Source organism: Edwardsiella anguillarum ET080813 (genome assembly GCF_000264765.2).
In the GTDB taxonomy this organism is placed as follows: domain Bacteria; phylum Pseudomonadota; class Gammaproteobacteria; order Enterobacterales; family Enterobacteriaceae; genus Edwardsiella; species Edwardsiella anguillarum.
On record NZ_CP006664.1, the window covers coordinates 3,304,917 to 3,328,468 of the forward strand.

At 60.3% G+C, this 23,552-nt stretch carries 20 protein-coding genes and 2 tRNA genes; 12 read left to right on the forward strand and 10 right to left on the reverse strand.

The window, feature by feature from the left end; all coding sequences use genetic code 11:
• Nucleotides 1–112 precede the first annotated feature (112 nt).
• Nucleotides 113–388, forward strand: coding sequence for a hypothetical protein (locus tag ETEE_RS14875; RefSeq protein ID WP_034164341.1), 276 nt, complete (start codon nucleotides 113–115; stop codon nucleotides 386–388).
• A 66-nt stretch (nucleotides 389–454) separates the two neighbouring features.
• Here the strand turns inward: ETEE_RS14875 and ETEE_RS14880 are convergent, their stop codons facing one another.
• Nucleotides 455–742, reverse strand: coding sequence for a hypothetical protein (locus ETEE_RS14880; RefSeq protein WP_034164340.1), 288 nt, complete (start codon nucleotides 740–742; stop codon nucleotides 455–457).
• 452 nt (nucleotides 743–1,194) lie between these two features.
• Here ETEE_RS14880 and ETEE_RS14885 point away from each other — a divergent pair.
• The 5 genes from ETEE_RS14885 to ETEE_RS14905 all read left to right on the forward strand — a co-directional run bounded on the left by ETEE_RS14885 (nucleotide 1,195) and on the right by ETEE_RS14905 (nucleotide 3,495).
• Nucleotides 1,195–1,270 (forward strand) — tRNA-Gly (locus ETEE_RS14885).
• Nucleotides 1,271–1,312: 42 nt separating this feature from the next.
• A tRNA-Cys gene (locus ETEE_RS14890) sits at nucleotides 1,313–1,386 on the forward strand.
• Between the two features lie 240 nt (nucleotides 1,387–1,626).
• On the forward strand, nucleotides 1,627–1,872 hold the full coding sequence (locus ETEE_RS14895; protein ID WP_225865164.1) for a hypothetical protein: 246 nt from the start codon (nucleotides 1,627–1,629) through the stop codon (nucleotides 1,870–1,872).
• 352 nt (nucleotides 1,873–2,224) lie between these two features.
• Nucleotides 2,225–3,157 carry a DUF4396 domain-containing protein gene (locus ETEE_RS14900; protein WP_038631519.1) on the forward strand — a complete coding sequence of 311 codons (933 nt, stop codon included), beginning with the start codon at nucleotides 2,225–2,227 and terminating at the stop codon, nucleotides 3,155–3,157.
• Between the two features lie 110 nt (nucleotides 3,158–3,267).
• Nucleotides 3,268–3,495: a putative hemolysin gene (locus ETEE_RS14905; protein WP_225865165.1), complete on the forward strand. Its 228-nt coding sequence runs from the start codon at nucleotides 3,268–3,270 to the stop codon at nucleotides 3,493–3,495.
• A gap of 75 nt (nucleotides 3,496–3,570) precedes the next feature.
• Here the strand turns inward: ETEE_RS14905 and ETEE_RS14910 are convergent, their stop codons facing one another.
• The gene (locus tag ETEE_RS14910) at nucleotides 3,571–3,756 is read right to left on the reverse strand and encodes a hypothetical protein (protein ID WP_034164338.1); all 186 of its coding nucleotides are present in this window, start codon (nucleotides 3,754–3,756) and stop codon (nucleotides 3,571–3,573) included.
• A 90-nt stretch (nucleotides 3,757–3,846) separates the two neighbouring features.
• Nucleotides 3,847–4,443, reverse strand: coding sequence for a cytochrome b/b6 domain-containing protein (locus tag ETEE_RS14915; RefSeq protein WP_034164426.1), 597 nt, complete (start codon nucleotides 4,441–4,443; stop codon nucleotides 3,847–3,849).
• Between the two features lie 631 nt (nucleotides 4,444–5,074).
• Here ETEE_RS14915 and ETEE_RS14920 point away from each other — a divergent pair.
• Both ETEE_RS14920 and ansP read left to right on the forward strand, forming a co-directional pair.
• Nucleotides 5,075–6,412: an AppA family phytase/histidine-type acid phosphatase gene (locus ETEE_RS14920; protein WP_034164337.1), complete on the forward strand. Its 1,338-nt coding sequence runs from the start codon at nucleotides 5,075–5,077 to the stop codon at nucleotides 6,410–6,412.
• A gap of 347 nt (nucleotides 6,413–6,759) precedes the next feature.
• Entirely contained in the window at nucleotides 6,760–8,220 is a 1,461-nt protein-coding gene (ansP, locus tag ETEE_RS14925; RefSeq protein WP_034164336.1) for an L-asparagine permease, read from the forward strand.
• A 28-nt stretch (nucleotides 8,221–8,248) separates the two neighbouring features.
• Here the strand turns inward: ansP and pgtA are convergent, their stop codons facing one another.
• Genes pgtA through ETEE_RS14940 form a run of 3 tightly spaced genes read right to left on the reverse strand, consistent with a single transcriptional unit; the run spans nucleotide 8,249 to nucleotide 12,727 of the window.
• Nucleotides 8,249–9,484: a two-component system response regulator PgtA gene (gene pgtA / locus ETEE_RS14930; protein WP_034164335.1), complete on the reverse strand. Its 1,236-nt coding sequence runs from the start codon at nucleotides 9,482–9,484 to the stop codon at nucleotides 8,249–8,251.
• Nucleotides 9,471–11,498: a two-component system sensor histidine kinase PgtB gene (gene pgtB, locus ETEE_RS14935; RefSeq protein WP_034164334.1), complete on the reverse strand. Its 2,028-nt coding sequence runs from the start codon at nucleotides 11,496–11,498 to the stop codon at nucleotides 9,471–9,473. Before pgtB ends, pgtA begins: the two co-directional genes overlap by 14 nt.
• The gene (locus tag ETEE_RS14940) at nucleotides 11,495–12,727 is read right to left on the reverse strand and encodes an ABC transporter substrate-binding protein (protein WP_034164333.1); all 1,233 of its coding nucleotides are present in this window, start codon (nucleotides 12,725–12,727) and stop codon (nucleotides 11,495–11,497) included. Before ETEE_RS14940 ends, pgtB begins: the two co-directional genes overlap by 4 nt.
• A gap of 392 nt (nucleotides 12,728–13,119) precedes the next feature.
• Between ETEE_RS14940 and pgtP the strand changes: the two genes are divergently transcribed.
• Nucleotides 13,120–14,514, forward strand: coding sequence for a phosphoglycerate transporter PgtP (pgtP, locus tag ETEE_RS14945; protein ID WP_034164332.1), 1,395 nt, complete (start codon nucleotides 13,120–13,122; stop codon nucleotides 14,512–14,514).
• Nucleotides 14,515–14,765: 251 nt separating this feature from the next.
• On the opposite strand, the gene ETEE_RS14955 is transcribed toward pgtP, so the two are convergent.
• Nucleotides 14,766–15,662, reverse strand: coding sequence for a cupin domain-containing protein (locus ETEE_RS14955; protein ID WP_049648834.1), 897 nt, complete (start codon nucleotides 15,660–15,662; stop codon nucleotides 14,766–14,768).
• Nucleotides 15,663–15,783: 121 nt separating this feature from the next.
• Between ETEE_RS14955 and rclA the strand changes: the two genes are divergently transcribed.
• Nucleotides 15,784–17,112, forward strand: a complete 1,329-nt coding sequence (rclA, locus tag ETEE_RS14960; RefSeq protein WP_034164331.1) for a reactive chlorine resistance oxidoreductase RclA — start codon at nucleotides 15,784–15,786, stop codon at nucleotides 17,110–17,112.
• 134 nt (nucleotides 17,113–17,246) lie between these two features.
• Entirely contained in the window at nucleotides 17,247–17,825 is a 579-nt protein-coding gene (locus tag ETEE_RS14965) for a hydrolase (RefSeq protein WP_174434956.1), read from the forward strand.
• A 51-nt stretch (nucleotides 17,826–17,876) separates the two neighbouring features.
• Here ETEE_RS14965 and ETEE_RS14970 read toward each other — a convergent pair whose 3' ends face one another.
• Nucleotides 17,877–19,490: a phosphoethanolamine transferase gene (locus ETEE_RS14970; protein WP_049703750.1), complete on the reverse strand. Its 1,614-nt coding sequence runs from the start codon at nucleotides 19,488–19,490 to the stop codon at nucleotides 17,877–17,879.
• A 403-nt stretch (nucleotides 19,491–19,893) separates the two neighbouring features.
• On the reverse strand, nucleotides 19,894–21,642 hold the full coding sequence (locus ETEE_RS14975; RefSeq protein ID WP_034164423.1) for a penicillin-binding transpeptidase domain-containing protein: 1,749 nt from the start codon (nucleotides 21,640–21,642) through the stop codon (nucleotides 19,894–19,896).
• Between the two features lie 800 nt (nucleotides 21,643–22,442).
• Between ETEE_RS14975 and ETEE_RS14980 the strand changes: the two genes are divergently transcribed.
• Nucleotides 22,443–23,174, forward strand: a complete 732-nt coding sequence (locus ETEE_RS14980; RefSeq protein WP_034164329.1) for a helix-turn-helix transcriptional regulator — start codon at nucleotides 22,443–22,445, stop codon at nucleotides 23,172–23,174.
• On the opposite strand, the gene ETEE_RS14985 is transcribed toward ETEE_RS14980, so the two are convergent.
• Complete coding sequence (locus ETEE_RS14985; protein ID WP_034164328.1) at nucleotides 23,118–23,537, reverse strand: universal stress protein; 420 nt, start codon at nucleotides 23,535–23,537, stop codon at nucleotides 23,118–23,120. The genes ETEE_RS14980 and ETEE_RS14985 overlap by 57 nt on opposite strands.
• Nucleotides 23,538–23,552 lie beyond the last annotated feature (15 nt).

Consider the following 23,552-nt stretch of genomic DNA (forward strand, 5'->3'; position numbering starts at 1 on the left):
ATTGCTTGAATAATTCATGCTATGAATATTTTCCGGCAGCGCGAAGGGACTCGCCCGGTGGATCGGCGCGAGAATAACTGATTTCAATCTGGACGGTAATAAAGTGAGTACAATGCAGGTAATCCTGGATCAGGATAGCTTTTATTCATGGTTCAATCAGGCGTTTTTATTCGACAGTAAAACTATGCTGGGCGTATGGGTCTCCGAGAGCGAGATGCGCCGCTTGGCTGATACCATGGCGCCACAGCGCTACCCGTGTCTTGCTATGATGATCCCGGGCTCCCCCCATACCGACTCTCCGCGGGCCATGTATGTTTATCGTGAGCAGGTGGCGCGTTGGCTGGCGCAGCTCTCCTGTCAGGGTAGCCGCGCTTTCAGCGAGCGGTGAGTCGCGCAGCGCCGAAGGCGTGCTCTCCGTCTTCGCCGAAACGCAGACGGAGAGCCGTATGGCTAACTATTTTTTATAAATCTCAATGAAGATATTTTTGTGATTGCTGGCGTCGCCAACGATACTCAGTACGCGGAAATAGCATTGTTCCGCCGCAACACCGTGGGATGCACACTTGCTGTCTACGGCTTTTATAACCTTACTATCGCCGATGTTGGGAAGCCCCATCTGCTCTAGGCTGAGTGCGGCAACTTTGGTATAGCCAGTGGTATCCAGCGTATTGATCTGCGTCGCGGCGAACGCCGGGGCGGCAAGCAGAGCACAGAGGGCAACGACTGATTTTAATGGCTTCATACTTTATCCTTTATTCCGTTAAATATGACACAGAGACACAGTGCGTTATATCACCAACACGGTTAAGTATAGGTCTGTTTATTTATAACGCCAGCGCTGAGGCATCAACTGATCATTGCGTTAAATAACAGCGAGTTTTAATGTTTTTTTGATGAAAAGTCTGAGCGATGGACACAGACTCTCGGCTGTGGTGTAGCGCGCTGCGGCTGAACTGCTCATCGGAATTTTATTACGGCTTGCACGGTTTAGCGCGCGGATCCCGCCGCGCGCGCAATGCGCCGATCCGCGCGTTGGTTTTATCGGCACGATTGCCGGTTGTCTGCGCGAAGTGGATTAAAAAACAGCATTCGATCCGGGTGGGTGAAGATTTTAGGTGACGCGGCGCGGGAAATACGTAGAATACGCGACATCCCACGGTGTGCAGCGTTCGGCTGCGACCTTGGTTGATAGCTGCGGGAATAGCTCAGTTGGTAGAGCACAACCTTGCCAAGGTTGGGGTCGCGAGTTCGAGTCTCGTTTCCCGCTCCAAATTTATGTTCGTGACGCTCCGGCGAACGGACAGATAAAAATGGCGCGTTAACAAAGCGGTTATGTAGCGGATTGCAAATCCGTCTAGTCCGGTTCGACTCCGGAACGCGCCTCCATTTTTACCCCGCGGACCGTGTGTCCGCGGGGTTTTTTTATGCCATATCCTCTCCGGCTTTCTCCGGGATCAGGCGCGTGGTGCGTCTGCGCTTGTCGTTTTTGTCTCCCCTGGGGCGCAGATCATGTCCACACGGCCCCTATCGCGTTACGCTACCGTGAGCGCGTCTCTGTGATGACAGCGACGCCGTCAATCGGCGTAACCTAAAGGTAGCCCTATGCGAATTTCCAGTGAAAATATAATGAGTTATCTTATACGCTGCGTAGAGTCAGGTCAGTTTAAGAAGGTGACCTTTTCTACCTATAAGCGCGATCGGTGGATTAGCGTGGTGAATATGCCGATGAGTCAGTCTTATCGGATAACGGAGCAGGGGTTTCATCCTCAAGAGCTCACCGTGCAGGGGCGTGACGCGCTGTATGCCGTGGTGAAGCGGGCTATTCGCCATGAGTTCAGCACCAATAAAACGGCCAACTTTATCCGTATCTGACACGGCAGACTGCGGCCTCCTGCCGGCGCTGATTCATCGCCGCTAATCAGCGTCTCTTTCAGGCGGTATCTGTCACGGAAGGCGGGGAACGCAATCGCCGCGGGTATCCTGTCACCTGGCCAATCAGAATAGGTTTGAGCCATGAGGGATATTTCGCTCAAAGTGTATGGTATTTATGCCGCCTCACTAAATTTTTTATCCTCAAAAGCGTGAATAAATTTGTTATTTGTTCTAAACCAGTGGCAGTGCTGTGGCCGTTTGGATAGGCGGTAGCGCAGCGGCGGTATTCTGTCGCGGATGCGGCAGCGACGCAATGTGCCGGATTAATACGCTGTATATTGAGGAGTAAATCATGTCTTATCCTGAGTGGCTGCATCTATTAGCCTGGAGCTGGTTAATTAGCGCGCTGATTTGTGCCGTAATCATTGTTTGGGATATTCGCCGGGGACATCCGCAGCCCATGGCGATCATGACGGTGGCCTGGCCGATTAATGCGCTTTATTTTGGTGTATTGGGGCTGGGGGCCTATTTCTGGTTTGGTCGGGGGCATCCCGGCGATCGCTGCGGCATGATGGCGATGGATATGCCGGCGGCGGGCCACGGAGAGACGCCGATGGCGATGGATATGCCGGCGGCGGGCCACGGAGCGACGCCGATGGCGATGGATATGCCGGCGGCGGGCCATGGAGCGGCGCCGATGGCGATGGATATGCCGGCGGCGGGCCACGGAGCGACGCCGATGGCGATGGATATGACGGCGGCGGGCCACGGAGCGACGCCGATGGCGATGGATATGCCGATGGCGGGCCACGGGGATATGCCGATGGCGATGAAACGGGGTCCTGCAGGGTGGAAGAGTATCTTTAAGACCAGTACCCACTGCGGCACGGGGTGTACCCTGGCCGATATCCTCGGCGAGGGGATCGCCCTGGTGGTACCGGTGACGCTGCTAGGCAGCTCGCTGCTGGGATCGTGGACGCTGGATTTTGTGCTGGCACTGTGTCTGGGGATCTTCTTTCAGTATTGGCCCGCGCGTCAGATGGGGCAGCCGCGCTGGGTCGCGCTGAAGAGCGCGATTAAGGCGGATGTGCTTTCGCTGATCTGTTGGCAGCTGGGTATGTATGTCTGGATGGCGATCGCGCTGTTCCTCCTGTTCACGCCGGAGATGCCGCGCGCCAGTGCGCTGTACTGGTTTATGATGCAGATTGCCATGATCGTTGGCTTCTGCAGCGCGTATCCGATGAACAGGTGGTTGGTCAGCAAAGGGATTAAGCACGCGATGTAGCGCAGGTGCACGCCGGTGGCATTTTAAACATTATCCTATGTACAACGTGCCACCGTACGCGCGATCATGGTGTTTCAGATGAGCGACATAGAGTGTGTATCATGAGGATAATGTTAGCGTTGTTAGGCGTAATTGCGGTGGCGGGATGTACGGCCAAAGATATTAGGACGCCGCCGGCGATCGGTATGGCCAACCCCGCCGCGCGCTATTGTGTGGAGCAGGGCGGAATCTTAACGTCGGCGACGGCGGAGCAGGGGCAGTTTAGCTACTGTACGCTACCGAGCGGCGAGCGTGTCGAGGCCTGGGCGCTGTATCGCCGTAGCCATCCTCAGGCATGATGCGATGTTATTGATAGAAGAAAGACGGGCCGCGCTCGCGGCCCGGCGATAGCGCATTCCTGCGACGATGTGGGATCAGGCCTGTCCGCGGTGGAAGGCGAAGCGCTGCTCAACGTAGGCTTTGACATGAGCCTCCAGACGGTGGATTTTCTCATCCACGCGCTGCAGCAGGTACTCATCATTGTTCATGGCGTAGACCCGCTCCAGCGCCAGCTCATCGGCCAAGGCTTTCTCTTGTGGCGTTAACTGTTTTGTATTCATCACGTTAATTACCCTGAATTTGGAACGGTGAGCATGGCATAAGGGCCGCGGCTTTTCAATCCATTCGCCGCCGCGGCCACCGGCTGCGCGTTAGCTGCGCTGACGCTGGGCTGGTTCGCGTAGCCACAGGATAAAGTGCAGCAGTGCCATAAAGCCATGGCCGGCCAGATAGACTTCGATCAGCCCCGTCAGGGTCTTATGAATGGACTTGGCATCGCCGGTCCATGCAGAGCCGCTGCGCCACAGGACGAACCACACCAGTCCAGAGATCACCACCAGCAGCAGGGCACCGAGTCCCAGCCCTTGAACGCAGGTCGCGATCCCTTTCGGATCGGTGCCCGGCAAGCGCATTTTAAACATATCGCCGATGTCGGTTTTGAGCTGGCCGAGGTCGCCGAACAGATAGGGAAAAAAGTAACGCAGGCCGCGCGTAGAGAGACTATAGAGGGTCAATACTAGCGTCAGCAGCACCATTAACAGACCGATACCAATATGCATCCAGGTAAAAATATCGTAGCTCAGCCCGGGGCGAATCTGCTGCTCCTGATTGAATCCCATTCCATTGCTGTTGAGTATTTGCACGATAACGAACAGCATAATAACGAAGTGCAGCACGCGCAGAAAGGGTTTCTGGTAGGTGCCGAGATAACGCCAGAATAGTGGGAATAAGGTGGAGAGACGAGACATCATGGTTACCTTCTGTTTTATGTTTTTATCCGGGTATCATGCTGGCGCGCCGCCGCGGTGGCAAGGCGTTATCCCATGGGACGCCGCTTTTCACCTGCCGAACTGCGCGGGTGAAAATGCCGACGCACCAAGAGTATCGCTATTTGTAGCAGCGCAACGCCGGCCGGGAACCGCAATACCGATCCCTGTGCCGTAGCTGCGCACACGCGTCGTCGCGCGATGCTATCCGCCACGGGAGCGCCTGATCATACCGACCTTTCTACTATAGTCAGCATGAATAATGTTAACCAGCAGATTTATTTACTCCTATGTTACATAGTGTTTTTGGTCGATTAAGCCACGGCTTTATTTATCGTTAGCGGTGGCATAGGTCGTATTTTCCGCACGGTCTGTATCGCGGTCTGGGCTATCCCCAGCAGATCGCGGGAGCGCTCCCCTGATTCCTGGATTCATCGGGTCTTAATAAAAATGGCGATAGGAATAATAACCAATTGTATTTTTGTTTTTTACGCGGGAGATTGGTGGTGGGATTTTCTGGCGCGCGGGCTGAATAATCGGACGGTACGATTTACACTGAATGAAATAAGCCGGTGTGGTCAAACCTTGTCGAAACTCTGCCTTGGAGGCAAAAATGCGCTGGCGAGAGCTGAGCCGTTGGTTATCTTTTCTGTTCCCTGCGCTGCTGTTTCCGCTGCCGCTGATGGCGGCGTCGACGGTGGAGCATTCCGCGCGCCATCTGGAGCGGGTGGTGATCGTCAGTCGCCACGGCGTACGGGCGCCGACCAAAATGCCGGCGCTGATCCGTGAGGTCACGCCGGATGCGTGGCCGGCATGGCCGGTGCCGCTGGGGGATATTACGCCGCGCGGAGAGTCCCTGGTGAGCCTGCTTGGCGCCTATTATCGACAGCAGCTGAGTCAAGAAGGGCTGCTGCCTGCGCAGGGATGTCCTCCGGCAGGATGGGTCTATGCCTGGACCGATGTGGATCAGCGTACGCGTAAAACCGGCGCGGCTTTCCTGCAGGGATTGGCGCCGCGCTGCGCTATCGCCATTCATCACCGGCCCGATGTGTCCCCGCGCGATCCCCTGTTTCATCCGGTGAAGGCGGGCGTCTGCCGGCTGGATAAGGCACGGGCGCGCCGGGCGATAGAAGCGCAGGCCGGCATGTCGCTGGCCGTGCTCAACCGCCGCTATGGCGCCGCGCTGGCGCAGATGGATGAGACGCTGCGCTTCGCGTCGTCGCCCTATTGCCAGCGGCGCCGCGGGGATGGGGCGTGTACCCTCGCCCAGACCATGCCAACCCGGCTGCACATCGGCACTCACGGCGCCATCGCGCTGCGCGGCGCAGTAGGGCTCTCGGCGACGCTGGCGGAGATGTTTCTGCTGCAGCAGGCGCAGGGAATGGCGCAGCCGGCATGGGGACGTATCGCCACCACGGCGCAGTGGCGGTCGTTGCTCCAGCTGCATAACCTTCAGTTTGACCTGCTGTCGCGCACCGACGATATCGCCCGTCATCGCGGGACGCCGCTGATGTATACCGTGCTGCAGGCGTTGAATGGACAGACGCCGCGCCTGCCGGGGCTCACGGCGCAGAACCGCCTGTTGCTGCTGGTCGGTCATGATACCAACCTGGCCAATCTGTCCGGTATGCTGCAAACGCCGTGGAGCCTGCCCGAGCAGCCGGATAATACGCCGCCCGGCGGTGAACTGCGCTTTGAGCGCTGGGGCGACAGCGCGGGGCGCGCCTGGGTGCGGGTGAGCGTGGTCTATCAGTCGCTGGCGCAGCTGCGCCAGCAGACCCGCCTGACGCTGCAGGCGCCGCCGCATCAGGTGATCCTGACGTTACCGGGATGCCGGGGCGGAACGGCCGATGGCTTTTGTCCGCTGGATGTCTTCAGCCGGTGGCTGTCCTCCCGCCTGATCCCGGCGTGTCTGCCGGCGTCCGCCGACGTGACAGGCGCAATGCAGTAAGCCCACCGCGCCGTCCGGCATCGTCGGCGGCGTCCGTGTCTCCCTCCCGCGCTGGTTTAGCGGGCGCCCGGTACGGGGTCGGCTGCCGGGGCGTTAGCAGCTCCCTCCCGCGCTGGTTTAGCGGGCGCCCTGCCGCGGCGAATTGCCTGCCGTGCCGCTTTTTCAATCGATTGAATCTGGCTTTTTTGCCTAATGCGAGCCGACAGGGTAGGCTGTCGCTCCTTCTGATTTTTTAACGTAAATCATGTGGATACACGGGTACAGAGCGGCCCGGGACGCGGTGTGTCGCGCAGCGGGACGATCTCGGTGCGGGCATGGCAGACAGATCAAAAATAGGTTATTGAAGAATGGATTTACCGGGTAAGGGTGCTGAGGCGCAGGCAGATCAGCAGCGGCGTGCGCTGGACGCCCAGGAGGCGGGTTACCAGAAGGGGATGGGAAAGCGGCAGATCCAGATGATCGCCATTGGCGGCGCCATCGGCACCGGGCTGTTTCTGGGCACCGGCGGGCGCCTACAGGCGGCGGGGCCCTCACTGGCGCTGGTGTACCTGATCTGCGGGCTGTTTTCGTTTTTTATTCTGCGCGCGCTGGGTGAGCTGGTACTGCACCGCCCGGCCAGCGGTAGCTTTGTCTCCTATGCGCGGGAGTTTTTGGGGGAGAAGGCGGCCTATGTGGCCGGATGGATGTATTTTCTCAACTGGGCGATGACCGGCATCGTCGATATCACCGCGGTAGCGCTGTATATGCACTACTGGGGCGCCTTTGCCGAGGTGCCTCAGTGGCTCTTTGCCCTGATGGCGCTGACGCTGGTCGCGACCATGAATATGATCGGCGTGAAGTGGTTTGCCGAGATGGAGTTCTGGTTTGCCCTGATTAAGGTGGTGGCTATCGTTCTGTTTCTGCTGGTGGGTACCCTGTATCTGGGCAGCGGCCGCCCGCTGGCGGGGAGTCCCACCGGGCTGCATCTGATCACCGATAACGGCGGCCTGTTTCCGCACGGGGTGCTGCCGGCGCTGGTATTGATCCAGGGGGTGGTCTTTGCCTTCGCCTCGATCGAGCTGGTCGGTACCGCCGCCGGCGAGTGTCGCGATCCGCAGCGTCTGGTGCCCCGGGCGATCAACAGCGTCATCTGGCGTATCGGCCTGTTTTACGTCGGCTCCGTCCTGCTGCTGGTCTGCCTGCTGCCGTGGAATGCCTATCAGGCCGGCCAAAGTCCGTTTGTCACCTTCTTCTCCCGCCTGGGCGTACCCTACGTCGGTAGCCTGATGAACCTGGTCGTGCTGACGGCGGCGCTTTCCAGCCTGAACTCCGGACTGTACTGCACCGGACGGATCCTGCGCTCGCTGGCGATGGGCGGTTCGGCGCCGCGCTTTATGGCCCGGATGAGCGCCCAGGCGGTGCCCTATGCCGGTATCTTGGCCACCGTCGCTCTGTATGTGGTGGGCGTGGTGCTTAACTATCTGCTGCCGACCCGGGTATTCGAGATCGTGCTCAACGTGGCCTCGCTGGGGATCATCGCCTCCTGGGCATTCATCATCGTCTGCCAGATGAAGCTGCGTCAGGCGATCCGCACCGGGCGCGCCGAGCCGGTGGCCTTTCGTATGCCCGGTGCCCCCGTGACCGGTTGGCTGACGCTGGCGTTTCTGCTGGGAGTCGTGGCGCTGATGGCCTGTGACTATCCGAACGGGACTTGGACAGTCGCCACGCTGCCGCTGCTGGCGCTGCTGCTGGCCCTGGGCTGGCGCGGGCTGCGCCGCCGGGAGCGGCAGGGCGATGCACCGCTCCTGCCCGTCGGCGGCGAGGAGTGATGCCGGCGTCGCCCGCGGACTGAAACCCTCAGCGGTAGTGGGTCTTATCGAGGTGGTATTTTTTCATCCGCAGATACAGTTTCTTGCGCGGGATCTGCAGATATTCCGCCACCTCATTGATCCGTCCCTGATGCAGGTTGAGGGCTTCGGTGATGATCTGACGCTCATACTCCTCTACGCGCCGGTCAAGGGGGGTGGGGCTGGCTTCGTGCACCTGGGGGCAGGCGACGTCAGCCAGCGGCTGCACGCCGACGGCAAACAGCTGGGCGGCGTTGGCCAGCTCGCGGACGTTGTTGGCCCAGTGACGCTGTAGCAAGCTTTTGCGTAGGCTGGCTGGCAGAGTGGGGCGGGGATGGTTGAGCCGGAGGCAGGCCTGCTGCAGGTAGTGCTCAAACAGCGGTTCGATATCGTCCGGCCGCTGGGAGAGCGGTGGGCAGGCCAGCTGGGTCATCGCGAAGCAGTAGTAGAGATCCGGCAGAATACGCTGCGCCGCGGCGTGCTCTACCAGCGGCCCTTCGCCGATGGCCAGCAGACGAAAGGCGTGCGGATCGTGGCTTTGGCTGCGCACCAGGCTGTACTGCGCGCCTTCGTCCAGGCGATCCGGGTGCGGGATCAGCAGCGTTCCGCCCTGTGCCTGGTCGATGCTGCGCTGGAGATCGTCGTCACCGGCCTGATGGACGATAAAGGCGCCTTCGCTGCGCGCGCTCAGGCGATGTAGGTGGCGGGCGCACAGGGTCCGGCCGCTGCCGGGCTCGCCGTAAAAGTAGACGGCCAGATCGGTCTCCGCCAGCTTCTGCAGACGGGTACGCATCTGGCGCAGCCATTCGCTGCGCCCGACCAGCTCGGTCTGCAGCTGGTGACGCTGCCATTTGCGGCGGGCTACCACCGATCGCCGCTCGCTGAGTGCCGCCTGCGTCAGCGCCAACAACTGCGCCGGATCGACCGGTTTCTGTAGAAAATCACGCGCGCCTTTTTTGACGGCCTCGACGGCCATCGGGACGTCGCCGTGGCCGGTGATGAGCAGGACCGGCAGCTGGCTGTCGCGGATGCGCAGGCGCTCCATGAGGGCAATGCCGGAGCAGCCCGGCATACAGACGTCGCTAAGGATAACCCCGGGCCAGTCATCGGGGATCATGGCCAGCGCCTGCAGCGGATCGGCGCAGGCGTGAACGGTATAGCCGCTTTGCGTCAGCAGCAGGGTATAGGCGTCCAGTACATCGGGATCGTCATCAATCAATAAAATGGCGTGTTCACTGGTCAGCATTCAGGGTTTCCGTCAGATGCGGCGGGGCGTCCGCCAGGGTAAAACAGAGCAGGATACAGGCGCCGTGCGGCAGGGCGGAGGCGATACGCAGCTCGCCGCCCAGCTGCTCCATCAGCGACTGGCTGATGGATAGGCCGATCCCCAGCCCCACCTGTTTACTGGTGGTAAAGGGTTTGAGCAGTCGGTGCGCCAGCGCCAGCGGCCAGCCGGGGCCGTCATCGCACAGGGTGACCTCAAGGTGTCCCGCGTGCCGGCGCCAGTTGACCGCGATGTGCATCGGCTGTTCGGCGGCGTCCAGCGCGTTGGTTAACAGGTTGACTAACACCTGCTGCAGGCGGACGTCGTCGGCGCGGATCCAGACGTCATCGGCCGGCAGCGTCAGCCGTGCCTGCAGACGCCGGTGGCGCGGCGCCAGCAGCTCCCACGCGCTGAGCCAGGCCTGGCGCAGCGCGAGCGGGTGCAGGGGGCTGTCGTCGGCGCGGCGGGCAAACTGGCGCAGCGAGCGGATAATGGCATCCATACGGCCGATCAGACCATCGCACTTTTGCAGCGTGGCTTCGGCCTGCGCCTGCTGGCCGCTCTCCAGCGCCCGGCGGGCGGAGAACAGATACATCGACAGGGCATTCAGCGGCTGGTTGATCTCATGGGCCAGCGTGGTCATGGTCTGGCCGACCACCGCCAGCTTGGCGGCCTGGATCAGCTCGTCCTGGGTGGTGCGTAGATGGTGTTCTATCGCTTTACGCTCGGCGACTTCTCGCTCGAGGCGGCGCTGCTGGCGGTGCTGCTGGCTCAGCGTGCGGCGCAGCAGGCGGGCGATACGCCCCAGCTCATCGACCCCGTACACCGGGATCCGCGTGGTGCGATCGCCGGTGCCAATACGCGCCACAGCCTGGCTCAGCGCCGTAAAGCGCTTCACCAGCCGTGAGCGGATAAAGCCGTAGCTCAGCAGCAGCGCCAACAGCAGGGAGAGCAGGGTCGCGATGAGGATCAGCCGGCCGCTGACGCGAATGATATGCTCCAGCCGCTGGTTAAACGTCTGCATCCGACGGTGGCTGGTATCCAGCTGCTGCTCCAGCACGGCGCGAAACCGGCTGAGGGTGCGCTCTTTCTGCTGGGTCGCCAGCAGCAGCGCATTACGCGCCTGCTGATAGTCGGCCAGGGTCGCCGGAAGTTTTCCTGCGCCGAGGCCAATATCCAGCAGCTCATCGATGGTCTGGCGCAGGGTCACCGTACTGGGCAGCGCCGTCAGAGGCTGCATGATTTCGGCGGCGCTGTTGCGTAGATACTCCAGGTAGCGCCGGTGGCCGTCCATGTTGATAGCGCCGTTGTCGCTGTTGTTCAGCTCGCCTATCCGATCGCGCAGATCGTTGGTTATCTGATTCTCCAGGCGGGCCAGGGCATACACCTGCTGCTGCTCCTGCTGCACCGCCCGCAGGCGCTGCTGTAGCCGGTGCATCGTGGCAGCATCGCGCCCCTCCATCTGATCGATCAGTGCGCCCTGCTGCCAGCTGAAGTCCTGCATTAGGGAGTTCAGCTCGGTGGTGAAGTCATCGTGCAGCCAGGTAATGCGCCCGGCGACCTCGTTGGTCTTTTCCCGCGCCAAAAACAGCGTGTAGAGCGCATTGTCCAGCGTGCTGAGGAGCTGGCGGCTCTGCTGCAGGATCCCGGCGAGCTGATGGCGCTCTCCCGGCTCCAGGCGGTGGCTAAGCTGCTCTATCTGCGTCAGGTGGCTGACGATCTGCTGACGGAACTGCAGGCGTACGCTGGTATCGGGCGCCAGAACAAATTCATTGAGCTGGTCAACCAGGGTATTCAGGGCGTTTTCGATCACCAGCGAGGATTGAATGCGCGGAAAATAGTCGTCCAGGGTGTAGCGCACCTGGGAGCTCTGCGCGTGCCAAGAGTAGAGGCTGACGGCGCTGACAAATAGGGTCAGCAGCGCGCTGGCCAGAAAGGCGATCTGCAGGCTGGCGCTGATGCTGAGACGGCGGGCCTGACGCAGCAACCGCTTCATTTCAGGTTTTCCAGCTGATTAATCGCCTGGCGCTGCTTTTGATGGAAAAACTGCTGCCACTCCATCATCAGCTGTTCGCATCCAGCCCGGCTGCTGCACTGTGCCAGCAGCTTCGGATCTTCGCTCTGCGCGGCGCTGATCGGCATGGCCGTCAGCAGCGCGCGAATGTGGGGCAATGGATGTTTCTGCCGGCTCTCCGCGGCGTTCAGGGCGCGCCAGGCATCCTTTAGCTGCGGCAGCCGGAAGCTGATGGCGGTATCAAACAGCGCCTGAACCAGGCGCTGACGCAGTAGGATCAGGCGGTAGTCCATCTGCGGCTGCGCCAGCAGCCGCCGCTGCTGCTGAGCGCGGGCGGAGTTGCCCGGCAGAGCGACAATCGGATACTTTCCGGTGTTGGTGTCGGCCAGCGCACGCTGGCCGTCGGGGCTGAGCAGAAAGCGGATAAAGCGCCGAGCCTCCCCGGGGTAGAGCGCGTCGCGGGCGACCGCCACATAGGTCGGGGCGGCGACGCTGTGCGGAAAGTAGTGGAATGTCAGATGGGGATCGGTACTGAGCATCTGGGCATAGTTGTCGATGACTGGGCCGAGGGTGCCGAGACCGGTCTGGATCTTATCGGCGACGCCAAAGCTGCGCGAGGAGATGGTGCTGAGGTTGCCGGCGGCCATCAACAGGATCTGCCACCCACGCTGCCAGCCGTACTGCTGTAGCAGGGATTCGATCATCAGGTGGTTGGTATCGGATCGCGACGGGCTGCTCATTAACAGCATATCGCGGTACTGGGGCAGGGTGAGATCTTCCCAGTCCTTCGGCGGCGGCAGGTGCTGGGCCGCCAGATTGCTGCGGTTGATCAAGAGACCAAAGCCGGAGAGCGCCACCGCCACCGAGGTCGCGCGGATTGATTCGGGAATTTGGCGCTGCAGCTCGGCCGGCTGGGCGTCGATGGGCGCCAGACGATGGTGATCCTGCAGGTGCTGCAGCAGCATCGGCGATGAGGTGAGCACCAGATCGATATGGCCATCGTTAAGGTTATCCAGCAGCTGCTCCAGCGATGCACTGGTGCGGTTGATGGTGCGGATGGGCACCGCGCCCGGCTGATGCTGCCAACGGCTGATAATGTAGGCCGTTGCCTGGGGCGAGAAGGTGGTCGCCATGACCAGCTCGCTGCGTTTGGCCTGCAGCGTCAGGGGCAGCGACAGCAGGATTATCAGGGTTAGACAGGCGCGGTACATGGCGCACTCCTACGGACAAGTGTGATCATATTCATGGTTTTAAAATAAAGCCGCCGGGCGTGTGCTGAGGCATTTGGGGCAAACTTGCCTGAATGAACCAATGCGCTGGCTGGTGAATAAAGCGGCGTAACATGGCGCTATATTATCCGCAGGACATCGTCGATACTGTTAATCGACTCAAATAATAGCGGCAATCCTAACTGCTGCGTGGAAATAAGTCAGCTGATAACCGTCAATGTTATTTGGTTTGAGTCAAAATGGCACCTGAATATTTTATTTTGTGTCAAAACTGACTCATTTTGTCTGGCTTGCCGCCTTGTCTTTATCTGCGCATTATTACCAGCACAAATAGCAATACCTCTCTGACAGACGACTAAATAACGGGTGATAATATGCAATCATTGAACAGCCACAGCGCGGCAAAGCGGGTGCCGCCGGAGAAGGTCGCCGCGACCTATCAACGCTATAGAGTCCAGGCGTTAATGAGCGTGTTCCTGGGGTATATGGCGTATTATATTGTGCGTAATAACTTTACGCTTTCTACGCCTTATCTGAAAGAACAGTTGGATTTAAGTGCAACCCAAATTGGCTTATTAAGTAGCTGTATGCTGATTGCCTATGGCATTAGCAAAGGGGTTATGAGCAGCCTGGCGGATAAAGCCAACCCGAAAATCTTTATGGCCTGCGGCCTGGTGATGTGTGCGCTGGTTAACGTGGGGCTGGGATTTAGCAGCGCCTTCTGGCTGTTTGTCGCGCTGGTGGTCTGTAACGGCCTGTTCCAGGGGATGGGGGTCGGTCCCTCCTTCATCACCATTGCCAACTGGTTCCCGCGCTGTGAGCGAGGCCGCGTCGGCGCCTTCTGGAATATCTCCCACAACGTGGGTGGGGGCATCGTGGCACCGATCATCGGCGTCGCCTTCGCCATGCTGGGGAATGAGCACTGGCAGAGCGCCAGCTATATGGTTCCGGCCGCTATCGCCGTACTCTTTGCCGGCGTAGTGCTGCTATTGGGTAAGCGCTCGCCGAAGAAAGAGGGGCTGCCGGCGCTGGATGAGATGATGCCCGAGGAGAAGGTGGTGCTGAAGGGGCATGCCCAGGCCCGTGCTCCGGAAAATATGACAGCGTTCCAGATCTTCTGTACCTACGTGCTGAAGAATAAAAATGCCTGGTATATCTCTATGGTCGATGTTTTCGTCTATATGGTGCGCTTCGGCATGATCAGCTGGCTGCCGATCTATCTGCTGACGGAGAAAAACTTTAGCAAGGAGCAGATGAGCATCGCGTTCCTGTTCTTTGAGTGGGCGGCGATCCCGTCAACCCTGCTGGCTGGGTGGCTGACCGACAAGCTGTTCCACGGTCGCCGTATGCCGTTGGCCATCATCTGCATGGCGATGATCTTTGTCTGTCTGATCGGCTACTGGCAGAGCAACTCGCTGGCCGTTGTCACCGTCTTTGCCGCCATCGTTGGCTGCCTGATCTATGTACCGCAGTTTCTGGCATCAGTGCAGACCATGGAGATCGTCCCCAGCTTTGCCGTTGGTTCCGCCGTTGGGCTGCGCGGCTTCATGAGCTACATCTTCGGTGCATCGCTGGGAACCAGCCTGTTTGGTGTGATGGTAGACCGTTTCGGCTGGCACGGCGGTTTCTATCTGCTGATGGGCGGGGTGGTCTGCTGCATCCTGTTCTGCATCCTGTCTCATCGCGGGGCGCTGGAGCTGGAGCGTCAGCGTCAGCAGGCGCTGAATGACGCCGCGCCGGAGATGACGCTGCAGCCCGCCGCGGAGTAACGACGCGGGCGACGCCGTACGGGCGAACCGGGAGGTCGATATGTACTTTGCAACAGAGGACAATTTTTGGCGCTTTTACGCCAACGCATGTGGCCAGTGGGGGTGGTGCGTCGTAGCGTCCACCGGGTATATCGTGCATCACTCGGCGGTTTTCTTCCCCCGGCGCCGGGACTGCCTGGCCGATGCTAGGATACACGGCTACCAGGATCAACCGCTGACCGCAGATTGTTAACAACGCCTCTTTTCGCCCGTCATTCGACGGGCGCTGTATTTTGGGCGCCGGTCGGAGAGGATAGCGTCGCGGTATCCGCACTCATGGCCAACTGATGGGAACGGCGCCGGTAGTCTCCGGGCGTCAGCCCCATGTGGCGGACAAAGGCATGATGAAAGGCGGACTCGCTGGCGTAGCCGGCCCGCTCGGCGATGTCCGCGAGCGTAAAGGCTTCGCGTCCCAGCAGGGCGGCGCCGTGCGCCATACGGATACGGGTAAGCAACAGCAGCGGTGTACTGCCGGTAACCATGCGGAACTGGCGGGCAAAGCTTGCGCGTGACAGGTGGCTGATTTCCGCGAGACGGGCAACGCTCCACGGCTGCTCCGGCTGATGCAGCATGGCGCCGATAGCATTGCCCAGGCGTGGATGCATCAGGGCGTGCAGCAGCCCGCCCTGGGTTGGCGTCTGCGTCAGCCAGTGACGCAGCGCCAGCGTCAGCAGTACGGTAGACAGGCGCTGGCAAAGGAACTGCCCGCCGGGCAGGGCGGCGGCGGACTCCTGAAACAGGCGCTGCAGCGTTGCGGTCAGCCAGGTGCCCTCCTCGTGATAGATGAGGGTTTCCGGCAGCGCCGCCAGCAGGTGGCGCTGCGTGGGATCGATATACAGGGTGCCACAGATCAGGCGTACGTCGCCGTCGCTGTTGCACAGGCGATGCGCAGCGCTTTGCGGCAGCATAGTCAGGCTACCGGGCTGAAGGGTATGACGCTGTCCGTTGGCCAGCTCTATCCTGGCGCTGCCGTCCAGCAGACCATGCCAATGGATCGCGTTCAGTTCACCAGCGGCGTGAGGCCGCTGCCACTCCCCCTGCAAATGACAGCGCACATCAATACTGCTGCGCAACTCATGTAGCGTAAGCAAGGCGCTTAATATATCCATAATGAGACTCCTGAGCAGTATCCTGCGCTTCCGACACAGCGGGGCTAGGACGATAATGGCGTAATGTAAGCCAATCGGACACGCTGTCCATTATTCACGTTATTGGACGCAGGAGAAACCCATGACGCATTTTCAGAACGTAGTGATTGGCTTTGGCAAGGCGGGAAAAACGTTGGCCGCCTTTTTGGCACGGCGCGGGGAGCAGGTCGCATTGATTGAGCGATCCGCGCAACAGTACGGCGGCACCTGCATCAATGTGGGCTGTATCCCGACCAAAAGCTGGGTACACGATGCCGATACCGGTATCCCCTTTGCCGAGGCCGTGCTGCGTCAGCGGCAGCTGGTGGAGATGCTGCGGGAGAATAATCGCCACGCACTGGAAGATTTGGCAAAGGTGACGCTGATAAATGGCCATGCCCGGTTTGTGGATGCCCATACGCTGGCGGTGCAGGGTATCCAGGGAGAGCAGCGGATCACCGCGGAGCGCATTTTCATTAACACGGGTGCCCGCTCGGCGATGCCCGCTATTGAGGGGTTGGCGGCGTCATCCCACGTCTATGACAGCACATCATTTCTGCAGTTGGCGACGCTGCCGCAGCGGTTGGTTATCCTGGGCGCCGGTTATATTGGCGTAGAGTTTGCCTCGCTGCTGCGCCGCTTTGGGGCGGAGGTCACGGTGCTGGAGGCCGCCGCGGATTTTCTGCCGCGTGAGGATCGCGATATTGCGCAGGCAGTGGAGACGATCCTGCGCGACGAGGGGATCGATCTGCGTTTGGGGGGCAGGGTGCGTCGGATAGAGGACGATGCAGCGGGCGTCACGGTTGAGCTGGAGGCGGGGCGTGTGCAGGCGGATGCGGTGCTGGTTGCCTCCGGCAGATTGCCCAATAGCGACGGGCTGGCGCTGGAGCAGGCCGGTGTCGAAGTGGATGCGCGCGGGGCGATCAAGGTGAATGGGCAGCTACAGACCACGCAGCCGCATATCTGGGCGCTGGGGGATGTTAACGGCGGGCCGCAGTTTACCTTTATCTCGCTGGATGATTTCCGCATTGTCCGTGACAGCCTGTACGGAAAGGGGCTACGCCATACGGGCGATCGCGGCGCGCTCCCTTATTCCGTGTTTATGACGCCGACGCTGTCACGCATTGGGCTGAGTGAGGCGCAGGCGCGCGCGCAGGGAGAAGCGGTAACGGTGGTGACGCTGCCGGTGGGCGTCATTCCGCGCGCGCGTACCCTGAAAGATCCCCGCGGGGTGCTGAAAGCCGTGGTTCAGCGCGAGAGTGGGCGGATCCTGGGGGCGACGCTGCTGTGTCGCGACTCTCATGAAATGATCAACCTGTTGAAAACCGCGATGGACGCCGGCGTGCCCTACAGCGTCCTGCGCGATCAGATTTATACCCATCCGACGATGAGTGAGGCGTTTAACGATCTGTTCGCGCTGGTGGATGCATAGGGCCTGCGGCTCATACTTGCTAACACAATGGCATGGGGAAGATACGCATCCCTGCGCGCGCTTCGCTAGACTGTGATCCTGACGGCGGCCCATGCGGGGGCGTCGCACCGAACAGAGTGATAAGGAGCGCAATGATGCAGCAGCTTGACCCGGCTAAAACAGCCCTGGTACTGATCGACCTACAGCAGGGGATCTTGCCCGTCGCCGCCGCGCCCTATACCGGCGATGAGGTGGTGGCCCGCGCCGCCGCGCTGGCGGCGGCGTTCCGCGTCCGCGCGATGCCGGTTGTGCTGGTGCGCGTTGGCTGGTGCGCCTCTGGCGCCGATGCCCTGCGCCAGCCGGTCGATGCCCCGGCGCCGGGAGGGGCGCTGGCGGATAACTGGTGGGATTATCCGGCGGCGCTTACGCCAACGGCGCAGGATATTCAGATCGTTAAGCATCAGTGGGGGGCGTTTTACGGCACCGAGCTGGATCTGCAGCTGCGCCGTCGCGGCATCGATACGCTGGTGCTGGGGGGGATCTCGACCAATATCGGGGTCGAATCGACGGCGCGCAGCGCCTGGGAGCATGGCTATGGGCTCTGGATTGCGGAGGATCTCTGCGCGGCGGCGGATGAGGTTCAGCACCGCCACAGCTTCCGCTATATTTTTCCGCGCATTGCTCGGGTGTCGCACAGCGCGGCGCTATTGGCCGCGCTGTGCGACGCGGCATAAACCGCGTAGGCTACGCGCTGCGCCGGGAGCGTGCGCAGCGCGGTCTGACGTTTACTGACGGCGCTGGGCCGCAGAGTCTTGGACGATAAACGGATCGTCCTCCAGCCTATCGTAGGGAACCTGTTTCAGGGCGAAGTTCTGCACCATCACCTTCGACGGAATAGCTTTTTGGCCAGAGATAAAGCGATAGCGGTCGACGATCTCCTCGCTCTTGATCCCGGTCCAGTCAGAGAACAGGTGCAGGAAATCATGGGCTGAACGGCGCGCCTTGATCACGGTACGCCGTTCGTCATCTGCGGAGAGGATCATCAGCGGCACCTGATAGTCCTGACGGTAACGATCGTGGTGCGCCAGGAACTCACTGCGGGTGCCCTTTTCATGGAAGGCCAGACCGTGATCGGAGAAGTAGATCATGGAGAAGTTCTGCCCGCTCTTGCTCAACTGGCCATACAGCTCGCTCAGGAACTGGTCGGTCTGGGTGATGCTGTACAGATAGCAGGAGGTCTCCTTCGTATGGACGAAGGTCGTGAAGTGGTTATTGGTGCGATCGCAGGCCTTGGGGTGGGAGCCTATCAGATGGTAGACGATCAGCTTAGGCCCCTCCGCGGGGGCGTCCAGCGCCTGCTGGGTAAAGTTCAGCAGATCCATGTCGGAGGTGGACTTGCCGTCCTCAAAGTCGCCCTGTTTGAGAAAGCGAACTTCGTCGGCCCGCTTGGCGATGCTGGCGACGATGGTGTCATATTTGCCCAGCTGCCCCTGATTGGAGAACCAGAAGGTGCGGAAGCCGGCCTTCTGCGCCAGCGTGATAATACTGTTTTGATATTCGGCCTGTCCGTTGCGTACCAGGTTCAGCGTCTGGCCCAGGGATTTCTGGGTCGAGGGGGCCGCGGAGAGATAGTCGTTGAAGAAGACGCCGTTGACCTGGCTGGCGAAGGGGGTCGTGGGCCACTTGCCGCCGAAGGCGCCGAGCGCATCGCGGCGCGCGCTTTCGCCAATCACCAGCACGTAGATCTGATGTCTGGGCTTGACCGAGGTGACGTGCCAGCTGTCGGCGACGGAGGAGAGCGTCTGCATACGGGCCATCTCGCGATCGACCTCCAGCTTGCCGTTGGCGGTGTCCTCAATAAAGCGCACGACCGGATAGCCGGTGTCGTTCAGGCGAAACTCGCCGCCGGCGCTCAGGTTGGTGACCGGCGTCAACAGTAGGCCGCACAGGGCGAGCAGCAGGTAGAGCGTCTTGGGCAATCCCCAGGATTTTTCACGCGGCACCGGCCGCCACGCCAGGACGCCGCCGAGCAGCAGAATAAACAGGGCGATCAGATAGTCCCAGAAGGGAAAGATCTGCGCCATCTCGCCGGCCTCTTCCGGGTTGGTGGAGTAGAGCGCCAACACCGAGTTGAAGTTGGGCGGGCCAAAGACCCGGCCAAACGGGTAGTAGAGCCCGGCGACCAGGGTACAGATCAGCAGCAGCACCCGCTGCGTTCGCGGCAGGTAGTGTGCCAGCAGCAGGAAAATACCGGCCAGTCCCAGCGCATAGATAAAGCTAAAGCGGTAGCCCAGCCCCAGGTTGATCAGGGCGGCGAGGATAACGTAAAGCAGCGGATAGGGCGTCAACAATTCGCCGCAGCCGCCTTTTGCGCGTAACAGTAATTCTTTTGGCTTCATGGTTTTTTTCTGAACAAGATGCGCTGGTGATCCCGGTTCACCGTGATGAATCCCCCCACGCTCCGGCAGGAGGACATAGTGTACGACAGAGCTGCCGCTGGAAGGGGGATCCGGAGTGTCGGATTCGGTCCGAACTGGCAGCTTGAAGATAATCTGAGCTGGAGCGAATAGCAACAGATATCCGGCATACAATATGTGATAAACCGAACAAATACATTAGGCTGAGTCCGATAAACATGCGCGCCCTTACCGCCGGGGAGCGCGTGCGTAGGGTTGCAGGGATCGTCGGGCCCACCGTCTCCCGCGGGGGCGTCCGTCGGTATCGCGCCGGACGCAGCGGCGCGCAGAGACGATGACAGGTGCCATTTCACCTGTCATATGCCAATTATAAGATAAAAAAATCTTATGTACCAGGCTGTTGCACGCCGATCGGATTGCGGTTGAGGGTAATCGCCTGATCGGTCAGCGCGTCGGGCGCGATATTCATATGGCGCAGTATATCGCCCATGATCTGGCCAAAAATAGGCCCGGCCACCGATCCGCCAAAGTGCTTACCGGCGGTCGGGTGGTTAACCATCACCACCAGGGCGACGCGCGGATTGCTCGCCGGCGCGACGCCGGCGGTGTAGTTAATGTAGCCGCCGTCGTATTTCCCGTCGCTGCCCATTTTTTCTGCAGTGCCGGTCTTGATCGCCAGGCGATAGCCGGGGACCGCCGCCGCCACGCCGCTGCCGCCCGGCAGGGCGTCGCTCTCCATCATGTGCACCACGGTCCGGACGATGTTGGCGTCGATCACTCGGGTGCCGATCACCGGCGGGGTAACCTTGGTGATCGAGAGTGGGCGGAACAGGCCAAAGGAGCCGATGGTGGCGTATTCTCGCGCCATTTGCAGGGGGGTGATCCGCAGGCCGTAGCCGAAGGAGAACGTCGCGCGCTCAATGTCCGACCAGCGCTGGCGGTGCAGGGGGAAATAGCCGCCGCTTTCGCCGCTGATGCCCAGTGCAGTGGAGACCCCGAGCCCAAAGCTGTGGTAGAGATTGACCAGCACATCGGCGGGCATGGCCAGCGCGATATGGGATACCCCGATATCGCTGGATTTTTGCAGAATGCCGGTAATGGTCAGGCGTGACCAGTGGCCGACGTCGCGGATCAGGTGGCCGTTAACCGGATACGGCATGGTATCGATGACGGAGTCGGGGCGGATCAGGTGGCGCTGCAGGCCCGCCATCACCACCAGCGGCTTCACCGTCGACCCTGGCTCAAAGCTATCGGAGATAGCGACGTTACGCATATCCTGCTGGGCTACCCCCTGGTAGTTGTTGGGGTTGAAGGAGGGATAGCTGGCCATGCCGAGGATCTCGCCGGTATTCACATCCACCAGCACGGCGGCGCCGGAGTCAGCCTGGTTGCGCAGCACCCCGTCGCGCAGGTGGGAGTAGAGCGCGTACTGCATATAGCGATCGATGCTCAGGGGAAGCGTCGGCGCCTGCTGGGCCGGATCGTCCTCCATCAGGCCGACCACGTGGCCATAGCGATCCTTACGGTAAAGGCGGTAGCCCGGCTTGCCCTGCAGCAGGCTGTTAAAGCCGTGCTCAATACCGTTCAGCCCCTGCTGATCGAGCCCCACGATGCCGATCAGCGGCGCTGCCGCCTCGCCCATCGGGTAGTAGCGGCTGGCATCGTCCGGAGTAGAGACGCCGGGGATGTGCAGCTTGGTGATATAGCCCGCGATCTCGGACTCGATCTGGCGCCCCAGATAGATAAAGCGTCGCTGACCGTTTTGCAGGATCTTGTCGCGGATGCTCTCCAACGGCTGCGACAGCGCGTTGGCCAGATAGCGCCACTGTGGGCTGCTGAGCTGGGGGTCGTGCTCCAGTATCCGCACCGGGTCGGCGATCACATCGTTAGAGGCGACGCTGACCGCCAGCGGCTGCCCGTTGCGATCGGTAATGGTGCCGCGCAGCGGGTGGGTGACCAGCTCGCGCAGCGAGCGCTGATCGGCCTCTTTTTCCAACTGGGGCTGCTTCATTAACTGCAGATAGCCCACGCGCAGCAGCAGTAATAACAGAAAAACGCCAATGCCAATGTAAATCAGCACAAAACGGCCTGCAAAATAGTTGACTTTGCCTGTTTGAGGGCTTTTTTTGCGCATAAAGTAGTCTGCAACGAAGAACAACAAAATGATGATAATTCATAGCACTATAAATTAGCTGACGCCGTGGATCTGCGCGGGGAAACATTTATACGTAATAAAGACAAAATTGAAATAAATCGCCGTAAAAAACAACATTTGCGCGTCGTCGTGGTGCGCGTCATCGGGGGGAGGTCGCGCGCCTTGGGCGCGTCGCAAAGCCCCGTTGCCTACGCGGGGTCTGTCAGAACAAACATGCCCTAGGGGGATCTTCAGGTAATAGCGCTCGCTGACTCTGGCTACAGGCGGGTGGCGTTAATCTGGAGCAGGCGCTGCGCAAATCCGGCGCGTATCACTGCATGGCCATCCACCAAGACGATGCGGCTCATGAGAATGCCTCCTCGCTAAAGGATGGCGCCTAGGATGCCCACGGCGACAATCGCTGCAATCAGCTGAGTGTGTTTCTGTCGTCAGGATAGTCAAATCGCGTTTCACACCGCCGTCGTCACCGTGGCGGGAGCATCTACCGGAGAACTCATCGGGGAGCGTCGCTTTGCCATACCGGCTTATGCGGAATAATTGCTCACTTTACGGGATATATTGGCTTAGAAAAATCCGAATACGATAATCCAGCCTAAAAATTAGCGTAACAGGAAAATCATCGCAGAGATAACTGAAAATATTTATCAAGTTGTTCGAATTCCCCAAATAGCAATCTGTGCCTTTAATAGAGGATAATTACTCGCGCAGGATTGTCATCATCGCGATACGGTGATAGTCGGACAGAGATAGGGCCAACGCGTGGGAGGGGGTGCCAGGCAATGACAGCAGTACAGGATCGTTTCGCTCACCAGTTTCCGCCTGCGGATACCGATCGCCAGGTTACCCTGGTGATGGACTGCGATCGTTTTTTTTATGACGGCCTGGCGCAGCATATTATTTCTGACGATCGGATATTACATGAAACGTGCTATGCCCACCTGGCAGATGCGATCGCCACGCGACGGGTCGATCACGTGATCGCCGAGCTGTATACCCATGATGATACGCCCATCGATGCGCTGCTGGCGCTGATGCGCGTTCGCGCCTATCGCCCAGCGCTGCGGATTACGGTGATGACGGATATCACCCATCCGACGGTGCTGGCGGCGGTTCACAGCCTGGGTCAGGTGAGCCTGATCTCCAAACGGGAGCCGCTGCCCCGTCTCGCCGAGGCCTACCGGCACTCGTTGCGTCAGGCGTATCTCAGCCCGCGGATGAAACGCAAGATGCAGGCACAGCCTGAGATGGCCGGCATGTCGTTTCCCGAGTGGAAGGTGGTGGCCATTCGCAGCCGCGGCGGCGATAACTATCAGGTCGCCAGCTACCTTGGGATCCACCATAAGAGCGTTAACTATCGCCAGCGCTGCATCATGCAGAAGCTGGCATTTGCCAGTAAGCCGGAGTTTTTGCGCTTTCTCAGCGCAATGAGCGATAACCCGGTGCATGCTCCCCGCTTACAGCGGCACCAGCAGCACATCGGTGTGGGTGCGATCGATCAGAGCCCCTGCTGAGCTGAGCAGGCGCTTGATGAAGCCTGCGCAGTGGTTGCCGCAGATCAGCAGATCGACGCGCTGGCGGCGACAGGTGTCGATGATGCAGTCGATCAGCTCCCCGTGGCCGATGTGGGTGTGGGCGATAGGGTAATCGGCCCGGCGGCAGAGCTGCTCCAGAAACAGGGCGGTCTCCTCGTGCAGCAGGTGACGCGTCTGTGCGAGCAGGGGGCCTGCGTAGCTGCCGCACAGATCGGGCTCATTGCACAGCGTCAGCAGGCTGATGCTCGCACCCGACGGGCGGGCGATGGCAATGGCTTTATCCAGCAGAATATGGCTGTCCGGATCCGGGGCAACGGCGACCAGAATCGTATGGTAGCTCATGGGGTTCCTCCTCGT